The sequence below is a fragment of the Streptomyces sp. NPDC019224 genome (assembly GCF_040632605.1).
In the GTDB taxonomy this organism is placed as follows: domain Bacteria; phylum Actinomycetota; class Actinomycetes; order Streptomycetales; family Streptomycetaceae; genus Streptomyces.
Window position 1 is genome coordinate 26,971 of the sequence record NZ_JBEYCF010000042.1, and the last position, 14,080, is coordinate 41,050.

Consider the following 14,080-nt stretch of genomic DNA (forward strand, 5'->3'; position numbering starts at 1 on the left):
TCCTTGTGAGGCGGCGGGGAATCCGAGGAGCTGCGGGCGGGGATTCTTCGGGGGAGCCGCAACGGCCCGGGCACCCCGGCAGATGCGGCGGGGCGGGTTGGGTACAGCTTATCGAAGGAAGGTTCTGCGGCGACATAGGGCGCACAGGAGGCGCACGATGCGTGTCGCACGCCCGCGGTGCGCTCTCCGTACCGGAAAGGGCCGGTCGGGCGCCCTTCCTGACGGGGCGTCGCGCGGGTCGCCCCGGGGCCGTCGTACGGACCGGCCCCGGGGCGACCTCGCCGTACGCCGTTACGCCAGGCCCAGCTTCTCGGCGGCGGCGGCCGCGTCGACCGGGACGGTGACCGGCTGCGGGGCGCCTGCGACGGCCCAGTCGGGGTCCTTGAGGCCGTTCCCGGTCACGGTGCAGACGATCCGCTGGCCGGGGTCGACCTTGCCCTCCTCGGCGGCCTTGAGCAGACCGGCCACGGACGCGGCCGAGGCGGGCTCCACGAAGACGCCCTCCTGAGAGGCCAACAGCCGGTAGGCGGAGAGGATCTGACGGTCCGTGACCTCGTCGATGAAGCCGCCCGACTCGTCGCGCGCCGCGAGCGCGTAGTCCCAGGAGGCCGGGTTGCCGATCCGGATCGCGGTGGCGATGGTCGACGGGTCCTTGACGACCTCGCCGCGCACGATGGGCGCCGATCCGGACGCCTGGAAGCCCCACATCCGCGGCTTGTGCGAGGCCATGGCGTCACCGGCGTACTCGGTGTAACCCTTCCAGTACGCGGTGATGTTGCCCGCGTTGCCGACCGGGAGGACGTGGATGTCCGGGGCGTCGCCGAGGGCGTCGACGATCTCGAACGCGGCGGTCTTCTGACCCTCGATACGGACCGGATTGACCGAATTGACCAGTGCGACCGGGTAGTTGTCCGAGAGCGAGCGGGCCAGTGTCAGGCAGTCGTCGAAGTTGCCGTCGACCTGGAGGATCCTGGCGCCGTGCACGAGCGCCTGGCCCATCTTGCCGAGCGCGATCTTGCCCTGCGGCACGAGGACCGCGCAGACCATGCCGGCCCGGACCGCGTAGGCGGCGGCCGAGGCGGAGGTGTTGCCGGTGGAGGCGCAGATGACGGCCTGCGCGCCCTCCTCCTTGGCCCGGGTGATGGCCATGGTCATGCCGCGGTCCTTGAAGGACCCGGTGGGGTTGGCGCCCTCGACCTTGAGGTGCACCTCGCAGCCCGTGCGCTCGGAGAGGACCTGAGCGGGGACGAGCGGCGTACCGCCCTCACGGAGCGTGACGACCGGCGTCGTGCTCGTGACCGGGAGACGGTCCCGGTACTCCTCGATGATGCCGCGCCACTGGTGGGTGCCCTTGGTGGTCATGGGTCCTTACTCCCCTTCAACACGCATGATGCTGGCGACACCGCGGACGGTGTCGAGCTTGCGCAGCGCCTCGACGGTCCCGGAGAGGGCCGAGTCGGGCGCGCGGTGGGTGACGACGACGAGGGATGCCTCGCCGTCGGTTTCCTGACTGTCCGGCCGGCTCTGCTGGCGGACCGTATCGATGGATACGCCCTGGTCGGCGAAGACCGTCGCGACCTGGGCGAGCACGCCGGGCTTGTCGGCCACGTCGAGGCTGATGTGGTAGCGCGTGACGACGTCGCCCATGGGGCTCACCGGCAGGCGCGTGTACGCGGACTCGCCGGGCCCGGGGGCCTCGTTGAGCTTGTTGCGGCAGACGGCCACCAGGTCGCCGAGGACCGCGGACGCGGTGGGCGCCCCGCCCGCGCCGGGACCGTAGAACATCAGCTGCCCGGCGGCCTCCGCCTCGACGAACACCGCGTTGTACGCCTCGCGCACGGAGGCGAGCGGGTGGCTCAGCGGGATCATCGCGGGGTGCACCCGGGCCGTGACGGACCGCCCGTCGGCGGCGCGCTCGCAGATGGCGAGGAGCTTGACCGTGCAGCCCATGCGGCGGGCGGAGGCGATGTCGGCGGCGGTGACCTCGGTGATGCCCTCGCGGTGCACGTCACCGATGCGGACCCGGGTGTGGAAGGCGATGCCGGCCAGGATCGCGGCCTTGGCGGCGGCGTCGAAGCCCTCCACGTCGGCGGTGGGGTCGGCCTCCGCGTAACCGAGGGCGGTGGCCTCGTCGAGCGCCTCGGAGTAGCCGGCGCCGCTGGTGTCCATCTTGTCGAGGATGAAGTTGGTCGTGCCGTTGACGATGCCGAGCACCCGGTTGACCTTGTCGCCCGCGAGGGACTCGCGCAGCGGCCGGACGAGCGGGATCGCGCCGGCCACGGCGGCCTCGTAGTAGAGGTCCCGGCCGTGCTGCTCGGCGGCGGCGTGCAGGGCGGCGCCGTCCTCGGCGAGCAGCGCCTTGTTGGCGGAGACGACGCTCGCGCCGTGCTCGAAGGCGGTCCTGATGAGCGTGCGGGCGGGCTCGATGCCCCCGATGACCTCGACGACGACGTCGATGTCGCCCCGTTTGACCAGGGCGGTCGCGTCCGTGGTGATCAGCGCGGGGTCGATGCCCTCGCGCACCTTGGAGGGCCGGCGCACGGCGACACCGGCGAGCTCCACCGGCGCGCCGATGCGCGCGGCGAGGTCGTCGGCGTGCGTCGTCATGATGCGCGCCACCTCTGAGCCGACCACTCCACAGCCCAGCAGCGCCACCTTCAGCGGACGCGTACGCATCATCCGACCTCGTTTCCTTTACCTCTGTTGTACGGACCAGTCTCACTCACCGGACGGGTGTTCCTGCCACCCGTCCGGATCCTGAGATGTTTACGGGTGTCCCGTGGTACGCCCCGGGAAATACGGCTTCAGCCGACGTCGAGGCGCAGGAGATCTTCCTCCGTCTCGCGCCGGACGATCACCCGCGCCTCCCCGTCCCGCACGGCGACGACCGGCGGGCGCAGGGCGTGGTTGTAGTTGCTCGCCATGGAGCGGCAGTACGCGCCGGTGGCGGGCACGGCGATCAGGTCGCCGGGGGCCAGGTCGGCCGGCAGGAAGGCGTCCTTGACCACGATGTCGCCGCTCTCGCAGTGCTTGCCGACGACCCGGACGAGCATCGGCTCGGCGTCCGAGGTGCGCGAGGCGAGCGCGACGCTGTACTCGGCGTCGTACAGCGCGGTGCGGATGTTGTCCGACATGCCGCCGTCGACGCTCACGTAGGTGCGCAGGCCCTCCAGCGGCTTGACCGTGCCGACCTCGTACAGCGTGAAGGCGGTCGGGCCGACGATGGCGCGGCCGGGCTCCACGGAGATGCGGGGGGTGGTGAGCCCGGCGGCCTCGCACTCGCGGGTCACGATGTCGCCGAGCGACTTGGCGATCTCGTGCGGTTCGCGCGGGTCGTCCTCGGAGGTGTACGCGATGCCGAGCCCGCCGCCGAGGTCGATCTCGGGCAGTTCGACGCCGTGCTCGTCGCGCACCTCGGCGAGCAGCTGCACGACGCGGCGGGCGGAGACCTCGAAGCCGGCCATGTCGAAGATCTGCGAGCCGATGTGGGAGTGGATGCCGACGAGTTCGAGCCCGTCCAGGGTGAGTGCCCGGCGCACGGCCTCGGCGGCCTGTCCCCCGGCCAGCGCGATGCCGAACTTCTGGTCCTCGTGGGCGGTGGCGATGAACTCGTGGGTGTGCGCCTCGACGCCGACGGTGACCCGGATCTGGACGCGCTGGCGCTTGCCGAGGCCCTGCGCGACGTGCGCGACGCGGACGATCTCCTGGAAGGAGTCGAGGACGATGCGCCCGACGCCGGCCGCGACGGCCCGCTCGATCTCGCCGACGCTCTTGTTGTTGCCGTGGAAGGCGATGCGCTCGGCGGGCATCCCGGCGTCGAGCGCGGTGGCCAGCTCGCCGCCCGAGCAGACGTCGAGGTTGAGCCCCTCCTCCTCGAGCCAGCGCACGACGGCCCGGGAGAGGAACGCCTTGCCGGCGTAGAAGACGTCGGCCCCGGGGCCGAAGGCCTCGGACCAGGCGCGGCAGCGGGCCCGGAAGTCGGTCTCGTCCAGGAAGTAGGCGGGGGTGCCGAACTCCTCGGCGAGGCGGGAGACCGTGAGCCCGCCGACGGTCAGGGCGCCGTGCTCGTCGCGGGTGACGGTGCGGGACCACACCTTCTCGTCGAGGGTGTTGAGGTCGTCGGCGGGGGCGCGGTAGTGGCCGTCGGACATGACGTCGGCGTGACGGGGTCCGGCGGGGTGTGCGGATCGGCTCATCGTGTGGCTCTGCTCTCTCGGGTCTTCAGAGGTGTTCGGGCGCGCTGACGCCGAGCAGGGACAGGCCGCCGGCCAGCACCGTCCCGGCGGCTTCGGCGACGGCCGTCCGGGTGCGGTGGGCGGCCGAGGGTTTCTCGTCCCCGACGGGAAGCGGGGGGGCGGCGTCGTGGAAGTCGAAGAAGGCGCCCGCGACCGCTTCGAGGTGCCGGGCGAGCCGGTCGGGGGCGCGGTGCCGGGCGGCGGCGGCGAGCACGGCGGGGTGCTCGTCGAGGAGCGCGAGCAGGGCGGTGGCCCCGGTGGCGTCGATGTCCTCGCCGGGCCCCGCGACGGTGATGCCGAGGGCGGCCGCGCCCCGGACCGCGGCACGGGCGCGGGCGTGTGCGTAGCGGACCCGGAAGAGGGCGTTGGCCTCGGTCTGCGCGATCAGCCCGGGCCCCAGGGCGGCCCGGTCGTGGCCGGCGGGCCGGAGCAGGCCCCAGCGGGCGGCGTCGGGGCCGAGCCGGGCCAGCAGGGCGGCGGCGGTCTCCCCGGCGGGGACGGTGCGTACGGGGGTGGGCGGTCCGCCGTGGGCGCGCGGGTCCGTGCTGTCGAGGCTCACGGCAGGCGCCTGCGTCGAGGGCTTCCCGTCCGCCTCCCGGGGGGCGCCCCCGGCACCGGCGCCGGGCGCCTCCGGCTGCGGCTTTCCGTACGCCCGCGCACTCACCCCGAGCCGTGTCCAGTCCGCGTCCGGCTCCCCCTCGCAGCTGAGCCGTACGGCGGCCCCCTGGGCGGTCAGCAGCCGGCGGACCGCGTCGGCGGTGACGGCGGCCCGGACCTCGCGGGCGTGGACGAGGAGCAGCCGGTGCCCGTCGAGGGCGTCCCCGTGTCCGTACCGCTCCCCCTGCTCCCGCACCCGGTGCACGAGGTCTCGGTGGGCGGCGGCGCCGGCGGAGGCGTCGAGCGTGAAGTTCAGGAAGCCGGGTCCGGTGATCTCGACGCCGGCGACGCCGGGCGCTCCGGCGAGCCTGTCGCGGAGGATCTCGGCGACCTCCCGGGCGCCCAGGCCGGCGGGTCCGGCGAGCTGGAGCGCGACGGCGCTGGCGTACTCCCCGCGGCCGCCGGGCCGGGTCCTCTCCACCCGGACGCGCGCGGGTACGGGTGCGCGCAGGGCGTCCTCGCGGACCGCGCGGCGCACGGCGTGCAGCACGGTCGTGGAGAGATCGACGGGGGTCACGGGACAAGCGTATGGGAGGGAGGGGGGCCCTTCGCGAACCGGTTTCGCCATGCGGTCAGCCGGTGGCGCTCTCCGCCCGCCCGGCACCCGGCCCGCCGGCCGGCGCGGGCGGCCGGCCGCGCTCCCTCAGCCGGCGCACGAGCCGTACCAGCTCGCTCGGCTCGAAGGGCTTGGCGAGGAACGCGTCGACCCCGGCGGCGACCCCGTGGTCCACCTCGTACGGTGTGCAGGCGCTGATGATCGCGAGGGGCAGGTGCCGGGTGCGCGGGTCGGAGCGCAGCCGGGTGGCGGTCTGCAGGCCGTCCAGGCGGGGCATGACGACGTCGAGCGTGATCACGTCGGGGCGGGCCCGGTGCACCAGGTCCAGGCACTCGGCACCGTCGCCCGCGGTCACGACCTCGAAGCCCTCCAGCTCGAGATTGACCCTGATCAACTGCCGGATGACCTCGTTGTCGTCGACAACAAGCACGCGGCCGCATGCCCCTGACACGCTTCGAGAGTAGGCGGGCCGGAGGGGCTGCGTCCGGGTTTTGCCCACTTCCGCCCCCGGACGGGGACGGGGAGGCGGCCGGATGCGCGTGCGCAGGGGCGTCCGCCCCGCGCGATGACGCGGAATACCTGTTCACGGGCACCCCGTGGAAGCTGGTAGTGTTTCACCCGTCGCCGAGCAACACGGCGATACGCCCCCGTAGCTCAGGGGATAGAGCATCGGCCTCCGGAGCCGGGTGCGCAGGTTCGAATCCTGCCGGGGGCACCTCATGAAGGTGCCAAAGACCCCGCCGTCAACGGAAACGTTGAGGTCGGGGTCTTCGCGTATGCGTGTGCGGCCGAGCCGCGCCATCCGTGGCGTGCGCGTCAGGGGGGAACATGTTCGGCATCGTCGCGGGGTTGCTCATCGCGCTCTTCTTCGCGGCTCGGGGCCTGCGGGTGGCCCTGAACGTGCGCGGTGCCGCCACCGCGATGGCACGGCACCACGGAGAGGCCCTCGCGCGGCAGGCGCCGGCCGAGGGAGTGCTCACCACGTCGCGTTTCGCCTGGCCCGCGGCGCTCTTCCGCTGCATCGGCGCGCTCGCTGCGCCGGCCGGCACGGCGGCGGCACCGTTCGCGGTGGCGGTCTTGATCACCACCGCCTGAGCCGACACGGACCGGCGGCAGCGACGGGCGGCCCCTCTCATCTCACCGGCGGCCCGGCTCCGGGTCGGCGAGGTGCGCGTGCCGCTCGCCGCACTTCGTCACAACGCGCCGGACGGCGGCCGCGGCAGCCACAATACGTATACCGACGAAAAGCCCGCCGGCACTCTGCCGCCGGGCGTTCCCGGGGAACACGGGGAAGGAATTCCAATGATCATTTTCGGCACGCGAGGTTATCTGTACCAGCTGGCGGTCCTGACGCTGGTCTGCGGCTGGTGCGGGAATCCGGCGGCGCACACGCTGCGCAAGCGGGTCACGAAGTTCACGCTGTTCTTCGTTCCGCTGTTCCCGATCTCGACGAAGTTCGCCACGCAGTGCACGTTCTGCGGCGGCGAGCAGCGGATACCCAGGGAACAGGCCGACCAGCTGCTGGCCCAGCACATGGCCTCGCAGGGCGGCAACCCGTTCGGCCAGGGCCCCCAGCAGGGGTACGCGCCGGGCGCGTCGGGGCCGGGGCAGACGGGGCAGAACCCGTACCAGCGCTGACCGCGCGCCGGCACCGAAACACGCGTGAGGGGCCTTCTTCCGCACAGGGCCGGCAGGGCGGTGCCGCGCGGACGCGGCGCCGGCCGCGGCTGCCGCCCGGCCCGGACCCACGGCGGCCCCGCCGCACCTCCACATCGCGACATAACCGACATAACCCCCGCGTCTTGCTACGTTGCGGGGCATGACCGCATCGACGGCGGACGCACCCCCGCCCGAGCTGCGCCTGCCCAGGCGGCGCGGCGTGGAACTCTCGCTCCTGATCGGGGCCGTCCTCATCTCCGTCTACGGCTACGCCGCGGTCGGCCTGGCCCACGACGACGCCGTCCCGCCCGATGTCGCGGGGTACGGCGGCGGACTGGGGCTGCTCGCGCTGCTGGCCCATCTCGCGGTCCGGCTGCGCGCCCCGTACGCCGATCCGCTGCTGCTGCCCATCGCCGTCCTGCTCAACGGTCTCGGCCTGGTGCTGATCTACCGGCTGGACCTGGAGACGCCGAGCGACCGGGCGGCGACGACCCAGCTGATCTGGTCCACGATCGGCGTCGCGTTCTTCATCGCGGTCGTGGTGTTCCTGCGCGACCACCGGGTGCTCCAGCGCTACGCGTACCTCTCGGTCGCCGCCGCCCTCGTCCTGATGATCGTGCCGATCTTCTTCCCGGCGGTGAACGGGGCGAAGATCTGGATCCGGATCGGCGGATTCTCCTTCCAGCCCGGCGAGTTCGCCAAGATCCTGCTCGCGGTGTTCTTCGCCGCCTACCTCGCGGCGAACAGCAACGCCCTCGCGTACACCGGCCGCAGGATCTGGAAGCTCCAGCTGCCCACCGGGCGGGTGCTCGGACCGATCGTGACGATCTGGCTGCTCAGCGTCGGCGTGCTGGTCCTGGAACGCGATCTGGGCACCTCGCTGCTGTTCTTCGGGCTGTTCGTGATCCTGCTGTACGTGGCGACCGGGCGGACCGGCTGGATCGCGGTGGGGCTGCTGCTCGCGGCGGTCGGCGCGTTCGTCGTCGGCTCGTTCGAACCGCATGTGCACAGCCGGGTGCAGGACTGGCTCGATCCGTTCGCCTCGATCGACGCCGGACGCGGGCCCGGACAGCTCGCCCAGTCGCTCTTCGCCTTCGCCGCAGGCGGCATGCTCGGCACCGGTCTCGGGCTCGGCCACTCCATCCTGATCGGTTTCGCCGCCAAGTCCGACTTCATCCTGGCGACGGCGGGCGAGGAGCTGGGGCTCACCGGTCTGACCGCGGTCTTCCTGCTGTACGCGCTGCTGGTGGCGCGCGGTTACCGGGCCGGGCTCGCCCTGCGCGACGCGTTCGGGCGGCTGCTGGCGATCGGCCTGGCCTCCATCCTGGCGCTCCAGGTGTTCGTGATCGCGGGCGGGGTGATGGGGCTGATCCCGCTGACCGGGATGGCGATGCCGTTCCTGGCGCAGGGCGGTTCGTCCGTGGTCACCAACTGGATCATCGTGGCGCTGCTGATCCGGGTCAGCGATCTCGCCCGCAGACCGGCGCCCGACGGGGCGGACACCGGGGCCGTGGCCTCGGTCGCGGCGGGCCCGTCGTCCACTTCGGCCCCGGAGGACGAACGGTGATCCGCTACATCCGGCACGCCGCCGCGTTCTGTCTGCTGCTGCTCGTGGCGCTGCTGGCGAACGCCGCCCGGGTCCAGGTCTTCGAGGCCGACGAGCTGGACGACAACCCGGCCAACCGGCGCAACACCATCGCCCGTTACGACCAGCCGCGCGGCAGCATCCTGGTCGACGGCCGGCCCGTCACCGGCTCCAAGGACACCGGCGAGCAGCTCGCGTACGAACGGACCTACCGCCACGGGCCCCTGTACGCGCCGGTGACCGGATACGCCTCGCAGACGTACGGCACCACGCTCATCGAGAACGCCGAGGACGCGGTCCTCTCCGGCACCGACCCGCTGCTCGCCCCGCTCCCCCTGTGGGGCGAGGTCAGCCGGAGCCGGCAGCCGGGCGGGGACGTCGTCACCACGGTCCGGGACGCGATGCAGCGCGCCGCGTACGAGGGGCTCGGCAACCGGCGCGGCGCGGTCGCGGCCGTCGAGCCGGCCACCGGGCGCGTCCTGGCGCTGGTCTCCACCCCCTCGTACGACCCCGAGCGGCTGTCCGGCACCGGCTCGTCCGTCACCGACGCCTGGCGGGAGCTGAACGACGCGAGCAGCCGGCCCATGCTCAACCGGGCGATCCGGCAGACCTACCCGCCCGGCTCCACGTTCAAGATCGTGACGGCGGCGGCCGCACTGGACGCGGAGGTCGTCACCGATCCGGACGCGGAGACCGACACCCCGTCCCCGTACGTGCTGCCGGGCACCTCGACGGTGCTGCCCGACGAGTCGCGCGGCTGCGAGAAGGCGTCGCTGGCCGACGCGATCCGGGTCTCCTGCAACACCGTCATGGCGCACCTGGGGGTGGAGGTCGGGCTCGACGGCATGGTGGCGGCGGCCGAGCGGTTCGGCTTCAACGACCCGGATCTGAAGGTCCCGTCCGGGGTGGCGAGGAGCAACTTCGACACGGACATGAGCGACGACCAGCTGGCGCAGTCCTCGATCGGCCAGTTCGACACCACGGCGACCCCGCTCCAGATGGCGATGGTCGCGGCGGCCGTCGCCAACGGCGGGGAGCTGATGTACCCGCATCTGGTGGAGCGGACGACCAAGCACGACGGGTCCACGGTCCGCACCACGGGGTCGCGCTCGTACCACCGGGCGATGAACCCGACGACGGCGACGCAGTTGCGGCAGATGATGATCGACGTCGTGCAGGACGGTACGGGCACGAACGCGGCGATCGACGGGGCGACGGTCGGCGGCAAGACCGGCACCGCCCAGCACGGGGTCGACAACTCGGACCTGCCCTACGCCTGGTTCATCTCCTGGGCGCAGGCGGACGGGGCGGCCCGTCCTGCGGTGGCGGTCGCGGTGGTCGTCGAGGACGCCGAGGCCGACCGCGCCGACATCAGCGGCGGCGGCAGCGCGGCCCCGATCGCCCGTGCCGTGATGGAGGCGGCCCTGGGAGACTGACCGGGTGACGGCTTACGGGGCAACGGACGGGGAGCTGCGTCAGGTGCTGGCCTCGATCGACCGCGAGGACCCGGGGCTGTGCGCCTTCCTCGACGGCCGGCCGGAGGACGCGCTCGCCCGGCTCCCGGCGGCGTCCCGGACGGCGGTGCGGGGCGGGGACGTACCACCGCCGGAGGCGGAGCTACTGAGCGCGGCGGGGGCGGTGGAGCGTGTCCTGTCGGGGGCGGGCGAGCCGTTCGCACGCGTACGCGAACCTCGTGGATGAGTACGTGTACTCAGGGCGAGGTGACGCCCGGGAGGGCAGCCTGGACTCCGACAGCCGCCACCTGAAGGAGTGCCACGATGCGTACGCCCCGTCGTCCCCGTCCCCTGCGGACCACCGCCGCCCTCGCCGTCGGCGGCGCGGTGTGCGCGCTGCTCACCTCGGCCTGCTCGACGGCGGACGCGGTCTGCTCCGGCGGTGAGTACCCGGTGCTGTACGTGGGCAGCACGGGCAGCGCGTGCGTGAAGGACGGCGAGGAGCCGCCCGAGGGATACGCCCGCTACCCCGAGGGGAAGGTCCCGGAGCACGTGGACGACAAGTGGTGGACGTACTGGAACGAGCACACGCTCGACAAGGACGGGAAGATCGTCGAGGTCTCGGAGTGACGGCCGGTCAGCCGGCCGTCCCGGCCCCGAGCGGCCTGCGCATCTCCTTGCGGACCTGGGCGGCCTGGCGCGCCGCCTTGTCGAGGTCGACCTCGTCCGGGTCCTGGAGGGCGGTCCCGGCGGTGACGACGGCGACCAGGGAGGCGGTGTTGTCGTCGCCCCACGCGCACATGGGCAGGGTGTTGCCGCCGATCCCGTCGTCCTTCGACCGGACGATCTCGCAGGCGATGGTGATCCCGTAGCCCTCGGGGGTGAACTCCCGGGCGGGGACGGCCACGGTCATCCCGTCGGCCTCGGCGGCCCCCTCCAGGATCTTGTCGCGGGAGAACTCCGGGGACCTGATGCGGCCCCACATGCCGGAGACGACCACCGTCCCGCCGCTGTTCGAGGTGTACTGCGTGACCACCGCCTTCGCGTCGCGGATGGACGGGTCGTACGTCTCCTCGATGTCCTTGCCGTCCGTCGCCGAGGTGTCCGCGTGGAGGGTGTACTCGCCGTTCAGCAGCGTCTTCGGCACGGTCAGCCGGTACTCGGCCGCCGGGAACCCCCCGGACACCGGCAGCTTGCCGTCGGCCGCGGCGTCCGTCAGCCGCGCGGCGCCGAAGGTGATCCCGCCCGCCACCACGAGCGCCCCGGCGACGATCGCCGCGATCAGGCCCGGCCGGGTCCGCCGCGGCGGCGGGAACCCCGGCCCGCCGGGCAGCGCGCCCCACGGCTGGGGCGCCGGCCCCTGCGGGTACCCGTAGGGCTGCTGTCCGGGCCCCGGCTGCTGGGCCTGGGGGTACCCGTAGGGCTGCTGCTGTCCGGGCCCCGGCTGCTGGGCGTACGGATTCTGCTGGGGCCGCGGGGGCCCGTAGGGGCCCTGGGGCGCACCGTACGAGCCCTGCGGCGGCTGGGGCGGGGGCGTGGTCATGGCGCCCAAGCTACGGCATGCGCACGACACCATTTCCGGGGCCCGCCCGGGTCGGGTCGGGGGTGGCGCCGTGTGGTTCCCGGCCCTCTCATGGATGGAGCGGCCGGGGCAAGGGTGCGCCGTTTCCGCCGCGCGCTCGCGGTGCCCGTCAGGTTCCCGCCGTACCGCCCTGCGCGATCGCCTCGGCCACCTCGGCCACCCGTTCCCGCTCCTCCGCCTCGAAGCGGTCCTTGTCGAGCTGTTCGGCGATCTCCTCGTCCTGGGCCATGAGGAGGTCCAGGCTGGAGTCGCCGAGTTCGAGGACGCCCATGTCGACGTACGCCCTTTGGAGCCGTTCGCCCCACAGGCCGATGTCCTTGACGCACGGGACGATCCGGCTGAACAGCAGCTTGCGGAAGAGCCGGAGGACTTCGGAGTGCTCGGAGAGGTCCTTGGCCTCCTGCCTGCCGATGCCGAAGTTCTCCAGGACCTCGACCCCGCTGAGCCGGTCGCGCATCAGGTAGCAGCCCTCGATGACGAACTCCTCGCGTTCGCGCCGTTCCGCGTCGCTGAGCTGCTTGTAGTAGTCGCGCAGCGCCATCCGCCCGAAGGCGACGTGGCGGGCCTCGTCCTGCATCACGTACGCCAGGATCTGCTTGGGCAGCGGCCGGGTCGTGGTGTCGCGGATCATGCCGAAGGCGGCCAGGGCCAGGCCCTCGATGAGGACCTGCATGCCGAGGTAGGGCATGTCCCAGCGCGCGTCACGCAGGGTGTCGCCGAGCAGGCCCTGGAGGCTGTCGTTGACCGGGTAGAGCATCCCGACCTTCTCGTGCAGGAACCGGCCGTAGATCTCGGCGTGCCGGGCCTCGTCCATGGCCTGGGTCGCGGAGTAGAACTTGGCGTCCAGGTCGGGGACGGACTCCACGATGCGGGAGGCGCAGATCATCGCGCCCTGCTCGCCGTGCAGGAACTGGCTGAACTGCCAGGCGGTGTAGTGCTTGCGCAGTTCGCCCCGGTCCTTCTCGGTCATCTTCGCCCAGTGCGGGGTGCCGTACAGGGTGAGCGCCTCGTCGGGGGTGCCGAGCGGGTCGGACGGATCGACCTCCAGGCTCCAGTCGATGCGCTTGCCGGCGTCCCACTGCTTGTCCTTGCCCTTCTGGTACAGGGCGAGAAGGCGCTCGCGGCCGTCGTCGTAGTCCCAGCTGAAGCGGGCGGCGCCCGAGGCGGGCACCGTCCACAGCGGCTCTTCGGGGGCGGTGGTGTACAGGTCGTGGGTCGACACGGACGGCTCCTTCGCCTCGCGCATGCCGGTAAGTCGGCCGATTCCCGGCCCGGTCGGCAGGTTCACACGTTGGTAGACGCGGGGTCAACAAGTCGTGCGCAAGGGATTGACGGCCTTGCTGACAAGCAGTCTCATAATGGGTGACCGTCGGTAACCTATGGGTGAGGTGCCTCCAGCCATGACGACCGCCACCGAAGGCGACCCGCAGCCGCTCCGCGACGCGCTCGGCCCGCTGCGCGGCCGCGAACAGATCGCCGAGCGGCTGCTGGAGGCCTCGGCCAAGCACTCCTTCGACCCGGACCGGGAACTCGACTGGGACTCGCCGCCCGAGGACGGCAAGTGGTTCTGGCCGCCCGAGCTGGTCTCCCTCTACGACACCCCGCTGTGGAAGCGGATGTCGCACGACCAGCGGCAGGAGCTGGCCCGGCACGAGGCCGCCTCGCTCGCCTCGCTCGGCATCTGGTTCGAGATCATCCTCATGCAGCTGCTGGTGCGGCACATCTACGACAAGCCCCCGACCAGCAACCACGTCCGCTACGCGCTCACCGAGATCGCCGACGAGTGCCGGCACTCGATGATGTTCGGCCGCATGATCACCTGGGGCAACGGCCCCGCCTACGCCGTACCGCGCAGGTACCACAACATGGCGCGCGTCCTCAAAAGCGTCTCCACGACGCCCGGTTCGTTCGCCGGGACGCTGCTGGGCGAGGAGATCCTCGACTGGATGCAGCGGCTGACCTTCCCCGACGAGCGCGTCCAGCCCCTGGTTCGCGGCGTCACCCGCATCCACGTCATCGAGGAGGCCAGGCACGTCCGTTACGCCCGCGAGGAGCTGCGCCGCCAGATGGTGACCGCGCCCCGCTGGGAACGCGAACTGGCCCGGCTCAGCTGCGGACAGGCGGCCCGCGTCTTCTCCGTCTGCTTCGTCAATCCCCAGGTGTACGAGAACGTGGGGCTCGACCGCCACGAGGCCGTCGCCCAGGTGAAGGCCAGCGGACACCGCACCGAGGTCATGCGGACGGGGGCCGGGCGGCTGACGGACTTCTTCGAGGACATCGGTGTCCTGAACGGGGTGGGACGCAGGCTGTGGAAGAGCTCGGGCCTGCTGGCCTGAGGGTGGATGCGCTTAC

14 protein-coding genes and 1 tRNA gene are annotated in these 14,080 nt (G+C 72.4%); 8 read left to right on the top strand and 7 right to left on the bottom strand.

Features of this window, described 5'->3' with window-relative positions; translation table 11 throughout:
* Positions 1-291: 291 nt before the first annotated feature.
* From thrC to ABZ564_RS23995, 5 genes are all read right to left on the bottom strand, one after another.
* A complete protein-coding gene (gene thrC / locus ABZ564_RS23975) occupies positions 292-1,362 on the bottom strand; it encodes a threonine synthase (RefSeq protein WP_360860053.1) in 1,071 nt (356 codons plus the stop codon).
* A 6-nt stretch (positions 1,363-1,368) separates the two neighbouring features.
* A complete protein-coding gene (locus ABZ564_RS23980; RefSeq protein ID WP_360860056.1) occupies positions 1,369-2,679 on the bottom strand; it encodes a homoserine dehydrogenase in 1,311 nt (436 codons plus the stop codon).
* 125 nt (positions 2,680-2,804) lie between these two features.
* Entirely contained in the window at positions 2,805-4,196 is a 1,392-nt protein-coding gene (gene lysA / locus ABZ564_RS23985; RefSeq protein ID WP_360860059.1) for a diaminopimelate decarboxylase, read from the bottom strand.
* A gap of 25 nt (positions 4,197-4,221) precedes the next feature.
* A complete protein-coding gene (nrtL, locus tag ABZ564_RS23990; protein WP_360860062.1) occupies positions 4,222-5,409 on the bottom strand; it encodes an ArgS-related anticodon-binding protein NrtL in 1,188 nt (395 codons plus the stop codon).
* A 55-nt stretch (positions 5,410-5,464) separates the two neighbouring features.
* Positions 5,465-5,878 (bottom strand): response regulator, encoded by a 414-nt coding sequence (locus tag ABZ564_RS23995; protein ID WP_360860065.1) that lies wholly within the window; start codon positions 5,876-5,878, stop codon positions 5,465-5,467.
* A 213-nt stretch (positions 5,879-6,091) separates the two neighbouring features.
* Between ABZ564_RS23995 and ABZ564_RS24000 the strand changes: the two genes are divergently transcribed.
* From ABZ564_RS24000 to ABZ564_RS24030, 7 genes are all read left to right on the top strand, one after another.
* Positions 6,092-6,163, top strand: a tRNA-Arg gene (locus ABZ564_RS24000).
* 113 nt (positions 6,164-6,276) lie between these two features.
* Entirely contained in the window at positions 6,277-6,543 is a 267-nt protein-coding gene (locus tag ABZ564_RS24005; RefSeq protein ID WP_360860068.1) for a hypothetical protein, read from the top strand.
* Positions 6,544-6,750: 207 nt separating this feature from the next.
* Complete coding sequence (locus ABZ564_RS24010) at positions 6,751-7,086, top strand: zinc-ribbon domain-containing protein (RefSeq protein ID WP_360860071.1); 336 nt, start codon at positions 6,751-6,753, stop codon at positions 7,084-7,086.
* Positions 7,087-7,267: 181 nt separating this feature from the next.
* Positions 7,268-8,674: an FtsW/RodA/SpoVE family cell cycle protein gene (locus ABZ564_RS24015; protein ID WP_360860074.1), complete on the top strand. Its 1,407-nt coding sequence runs from the start codon at positions 7,268-7,270 to the stop codon at positions 8,672-8,674.
* The gene (locus ABZ564_RS24020) at positions 8,671-10,128 is read left to right on the top strand and encodes a penicillin-binding transpeptidase domain-containing protein (RefSeq protein ID WP_360860077.1); all 1,458 of its coding nucleotides are present in this window, start codon (positions 8,671-8,673) and stop codon (positions 10,126-10,128) included. Before ABZ564_RS24015 ends, ABZ564_RS24020 begins: the two co-directional genes overlap by 4 nt.
* Positions 10,129-10,132: 4 nt before the next feature.
* Positions 10,133-10,393 (top strand): hypothetical protein, encoded by a 261-nt coding sequence (locus tag ABZ564_RS24025; RefSeq protein ID WP_360860080.1) that lies wholly within the window; start codon positions 10,133-10,135, stop codon positions 10,391-10,393.
* Between the two features lie 77 nt (positions 10,394-10,470).
* Positions 10,471-10,776, top strand: coding sequence for a hypothetical protein (locus ABZ564_RS24030; protein ID WP_360860083.1), 306 nt, complete (start codon positions 10,471-10,473; stop codon positions 10,774-10,776).
* Positions 10,777-10,783: 7 nt separating this feature from the next.
* Here the strand turns inward: ABZ564_RS24030 and ABZ564_RS24035 are convergent, their stop codons facing one another.
* Together ABZ564_RS24035 and ABZ564_RS24040 are read right to left on the bottom strand one after the other, a co-directional pair.
* On the bottom strand, positions 10,784-11,689 hold the full coding sequence (locus ABZ564_RS24035; protein ID WP_360860086.1) for a hypothetical protein: 906 nt from the start codon (positions 11,687-11,689) through the stop codon (positions 10,784-10,786).
* A 148-nt stretch (positions 11,690-11,837) separates the two neighbouring features.
* Positions 11,838-12,950: a ferritin-like domain-containing protein gene (locus tag ABZ564_RS24040; protein WP_360860089.1), complete on the bottom strand. Its 1,113-nt coding sequence runs from the start codon at positions 12,948-12,950 to the stop codon at positions 11,838-11,840.
* Positions 12,951-13,128: 178 nt separating this feature from the next.
* Here ABZ564_RS24040 and ABZ564_RS24045 point away from each other — a divergent pair, with 178 nt between their 5' ends.
* Positions 13,129-14,064: a diiron oxygenase gene (locus ABZ564_RS24045; RefSeq protein ID WP_360860092.1), complete on the top strand. Its 936-nt coding sequence runs from the start codon at positions 13,129-13,131 to the stop codon at positions 14,062-14,064.
* The last annotated feature ends 16 nt before the right edge of the window (positions 14,065-14,080 follow it).